This is a genomic window from Streptococcus gingivalis (assembly GCF_035544715.1).
In the GTDB taxonomy this organism is placed as follows: domain Bacteria; phylum Bacillota; class Bacilli; order Lactobacillales; family Streptococcaceae; genus Streptococcus; species Streptococcus gingivalis.
Map to the genome: position 1 here is coordinate 282,335 of NZ_JAYKTO010000002.1, position 17,463 is coordinate 299,797.

Sequence of the window (17,463 nt, forward strand, 5' to 3'; positions counted from 1 at the left end):
GCAGGACAGTTGTTCTGCTTCTTTTTTTTGAAAGAGTGTCAGTAGGGCCGGATTTTGTATTTTCCATAAATTAATATTTGAATATTTGCTTAAAAAGAGATAAAATGTTTACAGGAGAAATTTGTGCTGACTGTACAATATGGTTTTTAGATTTTACTGGAGGAAATCATGTCATTTTCTGATTTAATGCTCTTTGCTTTGTCGTCAAATCAAGAATTGGCTCAACGTGTGTCTCGCGAAATGGGACTACCGCTTGGAAAGTCAACGGTTCGTCAATTTTCTGATGGAGAAATTCAGGTTAATATTGAAGAATCAATCCGTGGGAAAGATGTTTATATTTTGCAATCCACTAGCTCACCGGTTAATGATAATCTTATGGAAATTTTGATTATGGTAGATGCGTTGAAACGGGCTAGTGCGCAATCTATTAATGTGGTGATGCCGTATTACGGCTATGCTCGTCAAGACCGGAAAGCTCGGGCTCGTGAACCAATCACTTCTAAGTTGGTAGCCAATATGCTTGAGGTTGCTGGAGTTGATCGCCTCTTGACAATTGATTTGCATGCCGCTCAGATTCAAGGTTTTTTTGATATTCCTGTTGACCACTTGATGGGTGCGCCTTTGATCGCCGACTTTTTTGAACGTCGCGGGATGATTGGGAAAGACTATGTTGTTGTCAGTCCAGACCATGGTGGTGTGACTCGTGCTCGGAAATTAGCTGAATTTTTGAAGACACCAATTGCGATTATTGATAAACGTCGAAGTGTCGATAAGATGAATACGAGTGAAGTGATGAATATCATTGGGAGTGTTGAAGGCAAGACTTGTATTTTGATTGATGATATGATTGATACAGCTGGTACAATCTGTCATGCGGCGGATGCCCTTGCAGAAGCAGGTGCTGTTGAAGTTTATGCAAGCTGTACTCACCCTGTTTTATCAGGACCAGCGATGGACAACATCCAAAAATCAGCCATTAAGAAGTTGGTGGTGTTGGATACGATTTATCTACCGGAAGATCGATTAATTGATAAGATTGAGCAAATTTCGATTGCGAAACTCCTTGCAGAGGCTATTGTTCGCATTCACGAAAATCGTCCTCTTTCCCCTCTATTTGAAATCGGAAATGCCAAAAAATGTTAACAATAAGGAGGCTGGGTAACTGGCCTCTTTTATTTAGGAGGATATACAAATGGAAATCAGAAAATGGTTGGAAAATCTAAAAAAAGAAAAGAAACGGAAAAAACTGGTTCAAGCAGCTAAAGAACTAGAAGCAAAGGCTGATCCTAGTTTGCCCAAGAAACGATTGCCTAAAAATGGGGTTGTGAAATAGGATTCGTATAGAAGAAAAATGAAACTTTATTGATGATATCTACAGAAATTAAATTTATTTAGGAGTGTTACGAATTCGTAATTTTATCTTTCAAATAGGTCAAAATCTTAAACTTTTTTTAAAAAATTGAAGAAAAAGTCTTGACATGGGAAGAATATCCTAGTATACTAGTCATAGTTACGAAGTAACGAATAATTTTTGAAAAGAAAAAAAGGAGATAAAACAATGAAAAAAGTTTTATTATCATCAGTAGCAGCTCTTGCAGTATTTGCTGCAGCAGCACCAGTTCTTGCCGAAGGTGGAGTCAACGGTGGAGCTAACAATCCTAGAGGACCTCAAGATACTGACGTCGCTTCAAAATACTATGATCAATCTGAATTTGTAAGTGCTCGTACAGTTGAAGAATACCTTAACGGTCACATGGAAGAAATCAAAGCTGAAGCAGCTCAAGATCCAGCTGTAGTAGCAGCTAAAGCTGAATTTGATGCTGTTGAAGGTGGTTCACACCTTTACGGAGAAAAGAAAGCAGCTTATGAAGCAGCATTCAATACTGCATTCTTGAACGTACGTAACAAATATGTACAACAATTCCAAACTGTTCAAAACACAGCTAAGAAAAAAGAAGGCCGTTACTATATCTTGAATGAAACTCCAGAACAAGCTAACGCTCGTTACTTGAAAGAACATGGAATTAATCCAGAACAAGCTAACGCAGACGCAGCTAAAGCTGACGCAGCTAAAGCTGACGCAGCTAAAGCAGAAGAAGCAGCTAAAAAAGCAGAAGCTGGTAAAGCTGGTTCAAAACAAGCTGGTAAAGCTCTTCCAAAAACAAGCGCAGTTAAATAATTTGATTATTAATTAGCTCGTAAAATATCACTGGACCTTCGGGTTCAGTGTTATTTTTTAGAAAAAATCATCAAGAGGAGATCGATCAATGAAAAGAGCTGGGGAAAAAAGTTCAACTAAATTGGGTCTTGTAATTGCTGCTCTTGTTGCAGTTGTTGTTCTTGTTGCTGGATTTATTTTCTTTAATCCATTTGGAGGAACTAAGTCATCTAGCACGGCTAAAAAAACAACTGGAACAAGCTCAACCAAGCAAGAAACTAAATATGAACCAAGCCAAGAAGAAAAAGATTACTTGAAAAATCGTTTTGCTCAGTTAACAGCTGTTAACCCTGAGGCAATTGCTTATGTCTATGCACCGGGTACTGAGTTGGATGAACCTGTTGTACAAACCACTGATAATGAAACTTATTTGAATAAGACGTTTGACGGTGGAAATGAGCCATACATGGGGACAGTCTTCATGGATATGGATAATAAGAAGGACTTCAGTGATCGTTTGACTTGGCTGTTTGGTCATGCTCGTGGTAGTAAGGTCGGCGATCATCGCATGTTTAATGATGTCAACTACTATGACAAACAAGAGTATTTGGACCAACATCCGTATGTTGTGATTGAGACACCAGAGCGGAAATACTACTATGAAGTAATGGGCTTGGTTATTGTCCCTGAGGATACTGCTTTCTACCGTACAAGCTTTACAGATGATAAAGATTTTACCACTCAGTTGAAGAATATCTATGAGTCAGCTCGTACGAAGAATCCTAATATCAAGATCAAAGCATCTGATAAGTATTTAGTATTGTCAACTTGTCGTGAAGAGGATGAAACGATTCGTTCTAACCTCTACCTTCGTCGAATTCCTGATTCAGAAATGAAGGATTTTGTGGCAAAACATGCAGATCAATTGAAATACGTGGCAACACGTGGTCAACAATAATGTCTTGAAAGACTTAGCAATGCTAAGTCTTTTTTGTATGAAAGGATTGTTGAAATGTCCTTTGATGGTGAGCAAAAGGTGGGGTTCTGGCTTGTTCTTTTGCGATGGGGTCCTATTTATAGTATAATGAATATAAGTGTTTTTGGAGGTGTTCTATGGATTTAACGAAACGTTTTAATAAAAATCTGAATCGGATTGAAGTTTCTTTGATTCGTCAGTTTGATCAATCAATTTCTTCCATTCCTGGTGTCTTGCGTTTAACTTTAGGAGAACCGGATTTTACAACTCCTGAACATGTAAAAGAAGCAGGAAAGGCTGCCATTGATGCGAATTTTAGCCATTACACTGGGATGAGTGGTTTATTGGCCTTGCGAGAGGCTGCGAGTCAATTTGTGGCGGATAAGTATGGTATTCACTATCGTCCTGAAGATGAGATATTGGTGACGATTGGTGCAACAGAAGCCCTGTCTGCAACCTTGACAGCAATCTTGGAACCTGGAGATGTAGTCCTTCTCCCAGCACCGGCCTACCCTGGTTATGAACCGATTGTGAATTTGGTTGGGGCGGAGATTATTGAAATTGATACGACAGCAGATCGTTTTGTCTTGACTCCTGAAAAGTTGGAAAAGGCGATTCTAGAGCAGGGTGAAAAATTGAAGGCTGTTATTCTCAATTATCCAGCTAATCCAACGGGTGTCACTTATTCGCGCGAACAGATGGCAGAATTAGCTGCTGTCTTAAAAAAATATGAAGTCTTTGTGATTTGTGATGAAGTCTATTCAGAGCTGACTTATACTGGAGAAGCGCATGTCTCTATGGCCTCCTTTATTCCTGAGCAGACCATTGTTATTAATGGCTTGTCCAAATCTCATGCCATGACAGGCTGGCGGCTTGGCTTTATCTTTGCGCCTGCTGCATTGACGGCCCAACTCATCAAGAGCCATCAGTATTTGGTAACGGCTGCTGGAACCATGAACCAGTATGCTGCGATCGAAGCTTTGACGGAAGGTCGGGATGATGCGGAACCAATGAAGAAGGAATATGTGAAGCGTCGGGATTATATTATCGAACAGATGTCCGCGCTTGGGTTTGAGATTATTAAGCCAGATGGAGCCTTTTATATTTTTGCTAAAATCCCAGCTGGTTATAATCAAGATTCCTTTGCTTTCTTGCAGAATTTTGCGCGTGAAAAAGCAGTTGCTTTCATTCCAGGTGCTGCTTTTGGCCAATATGGTGAAGGCTATGTGCGTTTGTCGTATGCAGCCAGCATGGAGGTTATCAAGGAAGCAATGAAACGCTTGAAGGAGTATATGGAAGAACATGCTGGAGTCAATTGAGACCCGGGGAATTGTCCTGTATAATCGGGAGTTTCGTGAAGATGACAAGCTGGTCAAAATTTTCACGGAGAAGTCAGGGAAGCGGATGTTTTTTGTGAAACATGCGGGAAAATCACGGTTGAATCCCATGTTGCAACCATTGGTAACGGCAGATATGTTGTTGAAAATCAATGATGATGGGTTGAGTTATATTGATGATTTTCAAGATGTACAGGTTTATAAGAAAATCAATGCAGATCTTTTTGCCCTTTCTTATGCGACCTATGTTCTGGCGCTTGCAGATGCAAGTATTCAGGATAATCAGGTGGATCCGGCCCTGTTTGCTTTTTTGGAAAAGACCTTGTCTTTGATGGAAGAGGGACTGGATTATGAGGTTTTAACCAATATTTTTGAGATTCAGATTCTATCACGATTTGGAGTTGTCTTGAATCTGCATGAATGCTGTTTCTGTCATCGGGTTGGACTTCCTTTTGATTACTCTTTTCGGTATAGTGGGGTGCTTTGTCCGGATCACTATGATCAGGATGAGAGACGCGCTCACTGGCATCCGAATGTTCTCTATTTATTGGATCAGTTTCAAGCAGTACGATTCAGTGAGTTAGAGACGATTTCCCTACAAGCGGAGATGAAAGCAGCTCTGCGTCAGGCAATTGATCAGTTGTATGAGGAGTATGTAGGGATCCATTTAAAAGCTAAAAAGTTTATCGATTCCTTGAGTGATTGGGGAGCGATTATGAAAGATTCATCTGGAGGTGAAACATGAAAAAAATTGCAGTAGATGCAATGGGGGGCGATAATGCACCTCAAGCCTTGGTAGAAGGTGTGAATCAAGCCATTCGTGATTTTGATGATATTGAGATTGTCTTGTATGGCGATGAGGCAAAAATCAAAGACTATTTAACCGCAACAGAACGTGTATCGATTGTGCATACGGAAGAAAAAATCGATTCAGATGATGAGCCAACACGGGCTATTCGTCGGAAGAAACAGGCTTCGATGGTCTTAGCTGCCAAGGATGTGAAGGTTGGTGAGGTCGATGCCATGCTATCTGCGGGGAATACAGGTGCGCTATTGGCGGCTGGTTTCTTTATCGTTGGCCGCATCAAAGGGGTGGAACGCCCTGGCTTGATGTCGACACTTCCAACGGTTGATGGTCGTGGCTATGATATGCTAGACTTAGGGGCCAATGCGGAAAATACACCAGAGCACTTGCATCAGTATGCTGTGATGGGGTCTTACTATGCGGAAAACGTTCGTGGGATTCAAAAACCACGTGTGGGTCTATTGAACAATGGGACAGAAGCTAGTAAGGGAGATCCTTTGCGCAAGGAAACCTACCAATTGTTATCTGAGGATGAGTCGATTCATTTTGTTGGAAACGTGGAAGCGCGTGACTTGATGGATGGCGTTGCCGATGTCGTTGTGGCGGATGGTTTCACGGGAAACGCTGTCTTGAAAACGATGGAAGGAACAGCTTTTGGAATCTTGAAGCAATTGAAACAAGCAATTGCTACTGGAAACTGGAAGGCGAAACTAGGAGCTTTTCTCCTCAAGGACCGGTTGAAATCATTGAAACAAACCTTGGATTTCTCAGATGTTGGAGGAGCGGTTTTATTTGGCCTTCAAGCACCTGTTGTTAAAACGCATGGTTCGAGTGATGCAAAAGCAGTCTATAGTACCATTCGTCAGATTCGGACTATGTTAGAGACAGATGTTGTTGGAAAATCAGTGAAGGAATTATCGAAGGAAGGATAATGTATGAGTAAACAAAACGAAATTTTAGCTACAATTGAGGAATTTCTCAAAGACCGCAAGGGACCAGATTTCCAAGTTTCTTTGAAATCAGATTTGCGCAAGGATTTACAAGCCGACTCTGTTGAATTGATGGAATTTATTATCAATCTTGAGGATGAATACCAATTGGAGATTCCAGACAAGGCTATTGATGACTTTAACACGGTAGGAGATGTCGTTGACTATATCGAAAAACGAACTGCTAGTAAGTAGTTGAAAAGGGATCGTTCAGAGATTGTTCTGGATGATCTTTTTTTCTGTCCTTTTCATTCGGTTTCTGCCTATATTGTACGGAAATTTATTGAAAATCCACTTTGTATGTGATAGAATGAAGGTGATAAAATACGAAAGGCGAACAAAGTCATGACCAATCAACTGATTTATACTGGAAAAGCTAAGGATATCTATACTACTGAGGACGAAAATGTGATTAAGTCGGTCTATAAGGACCAGGCAACCATGCTAAATGGGGCTCGTAAGGAGACTATTAAGGGAAAAGGTGTGCTAAATAATCAGATTTCGTCTCTTATTTTTGAAAAATTGAATGCTGCGGGAGTAGCTACTCACTTTATCGAACGTATTTCTGATACTGAACAACTCAACAAGAAAGTGAAAATTATTCCTTTGGAGGTTGTTCTTCGTAACGTGACTGCGGGTTCTTTCTCAAAACGTTTTGGCGTTGAAGAAGGTTTGGACTTAAAAACTCCAATCGTTGAATTTTACTATAAGAACGATGATTTGGATGACCCATTCATCAATGACGAGCATGTGAAGTTTTTGGATATTGCTAACGACGAACAAATTGCCTATATCAAGGAAGAAACGCGTCGTATCAATGAATTGCTGAAAGATTGGTTTGCACAAATTGGTCTTCGTTTGATTGACTTCAAATTGGAATTTGGCTTTGATAAGGATGGCAAGATCATCTTGGCAGACGAATTCTCACCAGATAACTGCCGTCTTTGGGATGCTGAAGGGCACCACATGGATAAGGATGTTTTCCGTAGAGATTTGGGCAATCTAACGGATGTTTATAAGGTTGTGTTAGAGAAATTGCAGGGATTGAAGTAAAGTTATACTTGGTCGTCACTACAATCTTTAAGTAGAAATAGATAAAGGAACTAAAATGGATAAACGTATTTTCGTTGAGAAAAAAGCTGATTTTCGTGTCAAATCTGACTCTTTAGTAAAAGAATTACAGCATAATCTTCAGTTGAAAACTTTGAATGATCTTCGGATTGTTCAGGTTTATGATGTTTTTGGTTTGGCAGAGGATTTGTTTGCGCGTGCGGAAAAACATATTTTTTCTGAGCAGGTGACCGATACTGTTTTGGATGAAGCTGAGGTTCAGGCTGATCTTGAGAAGGTTGCTTTCTTTGCGATCGAAAGTTTGCCTGGTCAATTTGACCAACGTGCGGCGTCTTCACAAGAAGCTTTGCTTTTGCTTGGTAGTTCAAATGATGTAACGGTGAATACAGCACAACTTTACTTGGTCAATAAGGATATTGATGCGAATGAATTGGAAGCTGTCAAAAACTACCTCTTGAACCCAGTGGACTCTCGTTTCAAAGATATCACTGTTGGTATTGCGAAACAGGATTTCTCTGAGTCTGACAAGACCATTCCAAACTTGGATTTCTTTGAAACTTATACAGCAGAAGATTTTGCACAGTATAAGGCCGAGCAAGGATTGGCCATGGAAGTGGATGACCTTCTATTTATTCAAGATTACTTCAAGTCTATTGGACGTGTGCCAACTGAAACTGAGCTTAAGGTTTTGGATACTTACTGGTCTGACCACTGTCGTCATACTACTTTCGAGACTGAGTTGAAAAATATCGACTTCTCAGCTTCTAAATTCCAAAAACAATTGCAAGCGACTTATGACAAGTATATTGCCATGCGTGATGAGTTGGGACGTACAGAAAAACCTCAAACCTTGATGGATATGGCGACTATTTTTGGTCGTTATGAGCGTGCCAATGGTCGTTTGGACGACATGGAAGTGTCTGATGAAATCAATGCCTGCTCTGTTGAAATTGAAGTGGATGTCAATGGTGTGAAAGAGCCATGGCTTCTCATGTTCAAGAACGAAACCCACAACCACCCAACGGAGATCGAACCATTTGGTGGGGCTGCTACTTGTATCGGTGGGGCCATTCGTGACCCATTGTCAGGTCGTTCCTATGTTTATCAAGCCATGCGTATCTCAGGTGCTGGTGATATTACAACACCAATTGCTGAAACTCGTGCTGGTAAATTACCACAACAAGTGATTTCTAAAACAGCAGCCCACGGTTATTCTTCATATGGTAACCAAATTGGTCTTGCAACAACTTATGTTCGTGAATACTTCCACCCAGGTTTCGTTGCTAAGCGTATGGAGCTAGGTGCGGTTGTCGGTGCGGCTCCTAAGGAAAATGTTGTCCGTGAAAAACCTGAAGCTGGTGATGTGATTATCTTGCTCGGTGGTAAGACTGGACGTGACGGTGTCGGTGGTGCGACAGGTTCTTCTAAAGTTCAAACGGTTGAATCTGTTGAAACAGCTGGTGCTGAAGTTCAAAAAGGGAATGCCATCGAAGAACGTAAGATTCAACGTCTTTTCCGTAATGGGGAAGTGACCCGTTTGATCAAGAAATCAAATGACTTTGGTGCTGGTGGTGTCTGCGTGGCTATCGGTGAATTGGCAGATGGTCTTGAAATTGATCTAGACAAAGTGCCATTGAAATACCAAGGTTTGAACGGTACAGAAATTGCCATTTCTGAGTCTCAAGAACGGATGGCTGTGGTGGTTCGTCCAGAAGATGTAGACGCCTTCGTTGCTGAATGTAACAAAGAAAATATTGATGCTGTTGTCGTTGCAACAGTAACTGAAAAACCAAATCTTGTCATGCACTGGAATGGTGAAACAATCGTTGATTTGGAACGTCGTTTCCTTGATACAAACGGTGTACGTGTGGTTGTAGATGCTAAGGTGGTTGACAAGGATGTCAAGCTTCCAGAAGAACGTCAAACATCTGCTGCAACCCTTGAAGCGGATACTCTTGAAGTCTTGGCTGACCTGAACCATGCCAGTCAAAAAGGGTTACAAACCATCTTTGATAGCTCAGTTGGTCGTTCAACAGTCAATCACCCACTCGGTGGTCGCTACCAAATCACACCAACGGAAGCTTCTGTACAGAAATTGCCAGTCCAACATGGCGTGACAACAACTGCATCTGTTATGGCGCAAGGATTCAACCCTTATGTAGCAGAATGGTCTCCATATCATGGCGCTGCTTATGCGGTCATCGAAGCAACTGCTCGTTTGGTTGCTGCTGGTGCCAACTGGTCTAAGGCTCGCTTCTCTTATCAAGAATATTTCGAGCGGATGGATAAACAAGCAGAGCGTTTTGGTCAACCAGTCTCAGCTCTCCTTGGATCAATCGAAGCTCAGATTCAACTTGGTTTGCCATCTATCGGTGGTAAGGACTCTATGTCTGGAACCTTTGAAGAATTAACAGTTCCACCAACCTTGGTTGCTTTTGGGGTGACAACTGCAGATAGCCGTAAGGTTCTTTCTCCAGAATTCAAAGCTGCTGGTGAAAATATTTACTACATCCCAGGTCAAGCATTGGCACAAGAAATTGACTTCGATCTTATTAAATCTAACTTTACTCAATTTGAAGCCATCCAAGCTGACCACAAAGTGACAGCAGCATCAGCTGTTAAATATGGTGGTGTGGTTGAAGCTCTTGCCCTTGCAACATTTGGGAACCATATCGGAGCTAACGTTGAATTAGATGATCTTGACACTAGCTTGACAGCCCAATTGGGTGGATTCGTCTTCACATCGCCTGAAGAAATTGAAGGTGTTGCCAAGATTGGACAAACAGTGACTGACTTTACACTTACTGTCAACGGTGTAACGCTTGATGGACACAAACTTGACAGTGCCTTCCAAGGTAAATTGGAAGAGGTTTACCCAACGGAATTTGCACAGGCAACTGAGTTGGAAGAAGTACCTGCTGTAGCATCAGATGCTGTGATCAAAGCTAAAGAAACAGTTGATACACCAGTGGTTTACATCCCAGTATTCCCAGGTACTAACTCGGAATATGACTCCGCTAAGGCCTTTGAAAAAGAAGGTGCAAAAGTCAACTTGGTACCATTTGTCACACTGAATGAAGAAGCTATTGTCAAGTCTGTTGACACTATGGTTGACAATATCCAAAAAGCTAACATTATCTTCTTTGCTGGTGGCTTCTCAGCAGCGGATGAACCAGATGGATCAGCTAAATTTATCGTTAACATCTTGCTTAATGAAAAAGTACGTGCAGCCATCGATCACTTCATTGAACGAGGTGGTTTGATTATCGGTATCTGTAACGGATTCCAAGCCCTTGTTAAATCAGGTCTTCTTCCATACGGTAACTTTGAAGATGCAAGTAGCACCAGTCCAACCCTCTTCTACAATGATGCCAACCAACACGTGGCTAAGATGGTTGAAACACGGATTGCCAACACCAACTCACCATGGCTTGCCGGAGTAGAAGTTGGTGACATCCATGCCATCCCAGTATCACACGGTGAAGGTAAATTTGTCGTGACAGCTGAGGAATTCGCAGAGCTTCGTGACAATGGTCAAATCTTTACCCAATATGTTGACTTCGAAGGTAAACCAAGCATGGATTCAAAATACAATCCAAATGGTTCTGTCAATGCGATCGAAGGTATCACAAGTAAGAATGGTCAAATTATTGGTAAGATGGGTCACTCAGAACGTTTCGAAGATGGTCTCTTCCAAAATATTCCAGGAAATAAAGACCAACATCTCTTTGCATCAGCGGTTAAATACTTTACTGGAAAATAAAAGGTATACAAAATGACATACGAAGTTAAATCTCTTAATGAAGAATGTGGTATTTTTGGGATCTGGGGACACCCAGATGCTGCAAAACTGACTTATTTCGGATTACACAGTCTTCAACACCGTGGTCAAGAAGGGGCAGGGATCCTTTCAAATGATGCGGGTCAACTAAAACGGTATCGTGACACGGGGCTTCTCTCAGAAGTATTTCGAAATCCTGCTAACTTGGATAAGTTGACGGGGACGGGAGCGATTGGCCATGTTCGCTATGCGACAGCTGGGGAAGCTTCGGTGGATAACATCCAGCCCTTCCTCTTTCGCTTTCATGATACCCAGTTTGGACTGGCTCACAACGGGAATTTGACCAATGCCAAGTCCCTCAAACGGGAGTTGGAAAATAACGGGGCGATCTTTAGCTCAACTTCTGACTCAGAAATTTTGGCCCACTTGATTCGTCGGAGCCACAACCCTTCTTTCATGGGTAAGGTGAAAGAAGCCCTGAATACGGTGAAAGGTGGATTTGCTTACCTTCTCATGCTGGAAGATAAGCTGATTGCGGCCTTGGATCCAAATGGTTTCCGTCCTCTTTCGATTGGGAAAATGGCCAATGGCGCTATCGTAGTTTCCTCTGAAACCTGTGCCTTTGAAGTGGTTGGTGCTGAGTGGATCCGCGATGTGAATCCGGGTGAAGTCGTGATCATCGATGATAACGGCATCACTTACGATAACTATACAACGGACACCCAATTGGCTGTTTGCTCAATGGAGTATATCTACTTTGCCCGCCCAGACTCCAATATCCAAGGGGTCAATGTCCATACAGCCCGTAAACGTATGGGGGCTCAATTGGCACGTGAATTCAAACATGAAGCAGATATTGTGGTCGGTGTACCTAATTCATCACTTAGCGCAGCCATGGGATTTGCGGAAGAATCTGGCCTACCAAATGAAATGGGCTTGATTAAAAACCAATATACCCAACGGACCTTTATTCAACCAACACAAGAACTACGAGAGCAAGGGGTTCGGATGAAGCTCTCTGCCGTATCCGGTGTCGTGAAAGGCAAACGGGTTGTCATGATCGATGATTCTATCGTACGTGGGACAACATCACGTCGAATTGTGAAGTTATTGAAAGAAGCAGGAGCTACAGAGGTCCACGTAGCAATCGGTAGCCCAGCCCTTGCCTACCCATGTTTCTACGGGATCGATATTCAAACACGTAAGGAATTGATTGCTGCCAATCACACAGTAGAGGAAACACGCGATATCATTGGTGCAGATAGCTTGACGTATTTGTCAATCGATGGCTTGATTGATTCTATTGGAATTGATACAGATGCTCCAAATGGCGGTCTTTGTGTGGCTTACTTTGATGGAAAATATCCAACGCCTTTGTATGACTACGAAGAACGCTATGTGGAAAGTTTGAAAGAACATACTTCTTTCTATTAAGAGCAGTGCAAAAGAAAAGGAATGAAACAAATGACAAATAAAAATGCGTATGCACAGTCTGGTGTGGATGTTGAAGCAGGTTATGAAGTTGTTGAACGGATCAAAAAACACGTTGCTCGTACGGAACGTGCGGGTGTCATGGGAGCTCTTGGTGGTTTTGGTGGCATGTTTGACCTTTCAAAAACAGGTGTCAAAGAGCCCGTTTTGATCTCAGGTACAGATGGTGTCGGTACTAAGCTGATGCTTGCCATCAAGTACGACAAACACGATACCATCGGTCAAGATTGTGTCGCTATGTGTGTTAACGATATCATCGCTGCAGGTGCGGAGCCCCTTTACTTCCTTGACTATATCGCAACTGGTAAAAATGAACCTGCTAAATTAGAGCAAGTCGTTGCTGGTGTTGCAGAAGGTTGTGTGCAGGCTGGTGCAGCCCTTATCGGTGGGGAAACAGCTGAAATGCCTGGCATGTATGGTGAAGATGACTATGATTTGGCTGGGTTTGCTGTCGGTGTTGCAGAAAAATCTCAAATCATCGACGGTTCAAAAGTAGCTAAAGGGGATGTGATTCTTGGACTTGCTTCAAGCGGAATCCACTCAAATGGTTACTCACTTGTTCGTCGTGTCTTTGCAGATTACACAGGTGAAGAAGTTCTCCCAGAATTGGAAGGGAAGAAACTTAAAGACGTTCTTTTGGAACCAACTCGTATCTACGTCAAAGCAGCTTTGCCACTCATCAAAGAAGAATTGGTGAATGGGATTGCTCACATCACAGGTGGTGGTTTCATCGAAAATGTACCACGTATGTTCTCAGATGACTTGGCTGCTGAAATTGATGAAAGCAAAGTGCCAGTTCTTCCAATTTTCAAAGCCCTTGAAAAATATGGCCAAATCAAACATGAAGAAATGTTTGAAATCTTCAACATGGGAATTGGTCTCATGCTTGCAGTGAAACCAGAAAATGTGGAACGTGTCAAAGAACTTCTTGACGAACCTGTTTATGAAATTGGTCGGATTGTGAAGAAAGATGGCGCAAGTGTGGTGATTAAATAATGGTGATATCACCATTTTATACGGAGAAATTGTAGAAAGGAGTGTTTAGTTAGCTAGCCTAACTGAACACGGGACTCATTTTCTAGGAAAAAAGAGAAATCATTTTGTGTGCAAGCACCCAGCAATGATTTCCTATTTTTCTACGAAACTGTTCGGCTAGCCGAAACGTCCCTTTGTATCGAATATGAAAATTGCTGTTTTTGCCTCTGGCAACGGCTCAAACTTTCAGGTGATTGCGGAACAATTTCCAGTAGAATTTGTCTTTTCCGATCACCGGGATGCCTATGTCTTAGAACGTGCCAAAAACCTTGGCGTGGTGAGTCATGCCTTTGAACTCAAGGAATTTGACAATAAAGCAGCTTATGAAGAAGCTATTGTCAAACTTTTGGATGAGCACCAGATTGACCTAGTTTGTTTGGCCGGCTATATGAAAATCGTCAGTCCAACCTTGCTAGCAGCTTATGAAGGCCGTATCATCAATATTCACCCGGCTTATCTCCCTGAATTCCCTGGTGCTCATGGTATTGAGGATGCTTGGAATGCAGGCGTTGCTGAGAGCGGTGTGACCATTCACTGGGTGGATTCTGGCGTTGATACTGGTAAGGTTATCAAACAAGTCCGTGTGCCACGTCTTGAAGGTGATACCCTTGATACTTTCGAAACTCGCATCCACGAAACAGAGTACAAGCTCTATCCAGAAGTCTTGGAACGTTTGGGAGTAGCACGAAAATAAGGAAGCCATTGATCGGAAAGAACATTTTCGACTGTAGCAGATAAAGAACTTTTTAAAAAAGGAAAAGAAAGAAAAAATGACTAAACGCGCACTAATTAGTGTTTCAGACAAAGCGGGCATTGTTGAATTTGCCCAAGAACTCAAAAAACTCGGTTGGGACATCATCTCGACAGGTGGGACTAAAGTTGCCCTTGACAATGCTGGTGTTGATACCATTGCTATCGACGATGTGACTGGTTTCCCAGAAATGATGGACGGTCGTGTGAAGACTCTCCACCCAAATATCCACGGTGGTCTCCTTGCTCGTCGTGACCTCGATAGCCACCTTCAAGCGGCCAAAGACAATAATATCGAATTGATTGACCTTGTTGTGGTCAACCTTTACCCATTCAAGGAAACCATCCTTAAACCAGACGTGACTTACGCGGATGCGGTTGAAAATATCGATATTGGTGGGCCATCTATGCTTCGTTCAGCAGCTAAAAACCACGCTAGCGTAACAGTTGTGGTAGATCCGGCTGACTATGCTGTTGTGCTTGACGAATTGGCAGCAAACGGCGAAACAAGTTACGAAACTCGTCAACGGTTGGCAGCGAAAGTCTTCCGTCATACAGCAGCCTATGATGCTTTGATTGCAGAATACTTCACTGCTCAAGTGGGTGAAGAAAAACCTGAAAAACTCACATTGACTTATGACCTTAAGCAACTAATGCGTTATGGTGAAAACCCTCAACAAGACGCAGACTTCTACCAAAAAGCTTTGCCAACGGATTACTCCATCGCTTCAGCGAAACAGTTGAACGGGAAAGAATTGTCCTTCAACAATATCCGTGACGCTGATGCGGCTATCCGGATCATCCGTGATTTCAAAGACCGTCCAACCGTTGTGGCTCTTAAACACATGAACCCATGTGGCATTGGTCAAGCTGACGATATCGAAACTGCGTGGGACTACGCTTATGAGTCTGACCCAGTATCGATTTTCGGTGGAATCGTGGTTCTCAACCGTGAGGTAGATGCTGCGACAGCTCAAAAAATGCACGGTGTCTTCCTTGAAATCATCATTGCGCCAAGCTATACAGACGAAGCGCTTGAAATCTTGACTACCAAGAAGAAAAACTTGCGGATTCTTGAGCTACCATTTGACGCTCAAGATGATAGTGAAGTGGAAGCAGAATACACTGGTGTTGTTGGCGGTCTCCTCGTTCAAAACCAAGACGTGGTGAAAGAAAGTCCAGCTGACTGGCAAGTGGTGACGAAACGCCAACCAACTGAGACAGAAGCGACAGCTCTTGAGTTTGCTTGGAAAGCGATCAAGTATGTCAAATCAAATGGTATCATCGTGACCAATGACCACATGACACTTGGTGTCGGCCCAGGTCAAACCAATCGTGTGGCTTCAGTCCGTATCGCTATTGACCAAGCTAAAGACCGTCTTGACGGCGCTGTTCTTGCTTCAGATGCCTTCTTCCCATTTGCGGATAATGTGGAAGAAATCGCTAAAGCAGGGATTAAAGCGATCATCCAACCAGGAGGATCCGTTCGTGACCAAGAGTCAATCGAAGCGGCTGATAAATATGGTTTGACCATGATCTTTACAGGCGTGAGACATTTTAGACATTAATCAAAAAAGGCTGGGCAAAAAATGTCCAGCCTTTGATGTTTGATAGGAATAGCTGCAAGACGCAGTGGTTGATTGCTCAAAGCACTGCTTTGAGGTGGCGGATAGGACTTGCGAAGCAAGTTTCCTAAATCTTTTTTCGCTTTTTAAGCTCCAAAGATAACCTAATGAAGGAAACAAAGTTTCCTTTATCCACAACCTTCAACAGTCTCCCAGACTGTTGAAGCTGTGCGGGGTGGGAAGATTGAAAAGGTTTGGGGAACCTTTTCAACCTTTTTTAAATAGTCTGAGTTCTTTCCCACTCCCTTTCTGCTGGTTATGAAGGCCTTAATCTGGGTAGATATAGGTGACGGTTCCCCAGATGGGGTTGGTTGGATCGAACCAACCGCGGAAGTTGTCGATATAGCGATGGCCGTTGTAGTTAGCCTCTTGGATCTGAATTTTTTGGTCATGTTCGACATCCGTAACCAAGGCGACGTGCCCATATCCCCCATTGTCCCAACAGGCGATGGCACCGACCTCTGGGATGTCTCCTGTCCGGAATCCCGCAGCGCGTGCACTAGTTGCCCACATGCCACCGTTTCCCCACCAGTTATGGGCCCAAGGGGCTAATTCTTTGGCTCCCCAGGTACATTCACCAATGGGATAGGTGTTCCCTGGATGTGTCGCGAGTGGCGTGAGCTTTGGCTTTGCCTTTTCCACTTGAAAGGTAGTGGGGAATAGTCCTTTTAGTTGTCCTTGGCTTTTCTGATAGACATGTAGGTGAAATAGCCCATTTCCCTTGTGTTTTTGAGCTTGAAAGCGCAGTTGGAAATGTCCAGGTGCGACCTTCTTTGCGGGATACCAGACCAGATCATCCTGCCCATTTTCTTCAGACCAGATGGGGAAGACAATCTCGTCAACGTCTTCGAACAACTTTAGGTCTACCTCAAATTCTTGTTGGGAGATGGGTGTGATCGTAATCTTTGGCTGGGAGGAAGCCAGGTCTTTTTGCTGGACGCTGGTCGTGAGAGGGTAAAGACCGGTTAGCTGTTCATTTGCCTCCACTCCATAGACATGGACATGATAAAGTCCAGCTTGATCAGAATGATTGGTCAATGGCACTTGTAGATCAAATCCTTTGTCACTGCGTTCCACTGGATACCAAATCAGGTCATCTTGGCCATTTTGGTCAGACCAGACGGGAACTTGGATTTTTTGATACTTATCCGGGACGTTTCCAAGATGAATCACCAGCTGCCCTTTTTCGGCATAGATAGCATTGGTCGCTTGATTTGCATGGGCAATAGAGGCTTGCATCCCCCATGTCGCACAAGTCAGTACAACAAATTTTTTGATTGTTTGCATAATACTCCTTTTCGTCAATTAGTAGGTCTCACCTATACTATTCGGAAAAAAATGAGAAATAGGAGGAAATAGCAAAAAATGTTTGGATTCTACTGAAAATAGGAGGCTTTTGCTGAAATCATTAGAATAAAACGAACGATTATGATATAATTTAATAA

The 17,463-nt window shown here is 42.7% G+C and carries 15 protein-coding genes; 14 read left to right on the top strand and 1 reads right to left on the bottom strand.

The window, feature by feature from the left end; all coding sequences use genetic code 11:
• Positions 1-168 precede the first annotated feature (168 nt).
• From SM122_RS07680 to purH, 14 genes are all read left to right on the top strand, one after another.
• Positions 169-1,143 (top strand): ribose-phosphate diphosphokinase, encoded by a 975-nt coding sequence (locus SM122_RS07680; protein WP_049490632.1) that lies wholly within the window; start codon positions 169-171, stop codon positions 1,141-1,143.
• A gap of 49 nt (positions 1,144-1,192) precedes the next feature.
• Positions 1,193-1,333: a hypothetical protein gene (locus tag SM122_RS07685; RefSeq protein WP_173018797.1), complete on the top strand. Its 141-nt coding sequence runs from the start codon at positions 1,193-1,195 to the stop codon at positions 1,331-1,333.
• Positions 1,334-1,558: 225 nt separating this feature from the next.
• Positions 1,559-2,179: an amylase-binding adhesin AbpA gene (gene abpA / locus SM122_RS07690; RefSeq protein WP_134974866.1), complete on the top strand. Its 621-nt coding sequence runs from the start codon at positions 1,559-1,561 to the stop codon at positions 2,177-2,179.
• A gap of 88 nt (positions 2,180-2,267) precedes the next feature.
• Positions 2,268-3,116: a class B sortase, LPKTxAVK-specific gene (srtB, locus tag SM122_RS07695; RefSeq protein ID WP_125826835.1), complete on the top strand. Its 849-nt coding sequence runs from the start codon at positions 2,268-2,270 to the stop codon at positions 3,114-3,116.
• Between the two features lie 155 nt (positions 3,117-3,271).
• Complete coding sequence (locus tag SM122_RS07700) at positions 3,272-4,453, top strand: pyridoxal phosphate-dependent aminotransferase (RefSeq protein ID WP_070464565.1); 1,182 nt, start codon at positions 3,272-3,274, stop codon at positions 4,451-4,453.
• Positions 4,437-5,216: a DNA repair protein RecO gene (gene recO / locus SM122_RS07705; RefSeq protein ID WP_070666601.1), complete on the top strand. Its 780-nt coding sequence runs from the start codon at positions 4,437-4,439 to the stop codon at positions 5,214-5,216. The genes SM122_RS07700 and recO overlap by 17 nt, the downstream gene beginning before the upstream one ends.
• Positions 5,213-6,208, top strand: coding sequence for a phosphate acyltransferase PlsX (gene plsX / locus SM122_RS07710; RefSeq protein WP_049506930.1), 996 nt, complete (start codon positions 5,213-5,215; stop codon positions 6,206-6,208). Before recO ends, plsX begins: the two co-directional genes overlap by 4 nt.
• Before the next feature lie 3 nt (positions 6,209-6,211).
• Positions 6,212-6,460: a phosphopantetheine-binding protein gene (locus SM122_RS07715; RefSeq protein WP_031574126.1), complete on the top strand. Its 249-nt coding sequence runs from the start codon at positions 6,212-6,214 to the stop codon at positions 6,458-6,460.
• 150 nt (positions 6,461-6,610) lie between these two features.
• Positions 6,611-7,318, top strand: a complete 708-nt coding sequence (purC, locus tag SM122_RS07720) for a phosphoribosylaminoimidazolesuccinocarboxamide synthase (protein WP_031574118.1) — start codon at positions 6,611-6,613, stop codon at positions 7,316-7,318.
• Positions 7,319-7,373: 55 nt separating this feature from the next.
• A complete protein-coding gene (locus tag SM122_RS07725) occupies positions 7,374-11,099 on the top strand; it encodes a phosphoribosylformylglycinamidine synthase (protein WP_195327283.1) in 3,726 nt (1,241 codons plus the stop codon).
• A 12-nt stretch (positions 11,100-11,111) separates the two neighbouring features.
• Positions 11,112-12,551: an amidophosphoribosyltransferase gene (gene purF, locus SM122_RS07730; protein ID WP_003009289.1), complete on the top strand. Its 1,440-nt coding sequence runs from the start codon at positions 11,112-11,114 to the stop codon at positions 12,549-12,551.
• A gap of 30 nt (positions 12,552-12,581) precedes the next feature.
• Complete coding sequence (purM, locus tag SM122_RS07735; protein WP_023920029.1) at positions 12,582-13,604, top strand: phosphoribosylformylglycinamidine cyclo-ligase; 1,023 nt, start codon at positions 12,582-12,584, stop codon at positions 13,602-13,604.
• Positions 13,605-13,788: 184 nt separating this feature from the next.
• A complete protein-coding gene (gene purN, locus SM122_RS07740; protein ID WP_155169918.1) occupies positions 13,789-14,337 on the top strand; it encodes a phosphoribosylglycinamide formyltransferase in 549 nt (182 codons plus the stop codon).
• Positions 14,338-14,413: 76 nt separating this feature from the next.
• Positions 14,414-15,961 (top strand): bifunctional phosphoribosylaminoimidazolecarboxamide formyltransferase/IMP cyclohydrolase, encoded by a 1,548-nt coding sequence (purH, locus tag SM122_RS07745; RefSeq protein ID WP_155169916.1) that lies wholly within the window; start codon positions 14,414-14,416, stop codon positions 15,959-15,961.
• 324 nt (positions 15,962-16,285) lie between these two features.
• On the opposite strand, the gene SM122_RS07750 is transcribed toward purH, so the two are convergent.
• Complete coding sequence (locus SM122_RS07750; RefSeq protein ID WP_155169914.1) at positions 16,286-17,305, bottom strand: GBS Bsp-like repeat-containing protein; 1,020 nt, start codon at positions 17,303-17,305, stop codon at positions 16,286-16,288.
• Between the last annotated feature and the right edge of the window lie 158 nt (positions 17,306-17,463).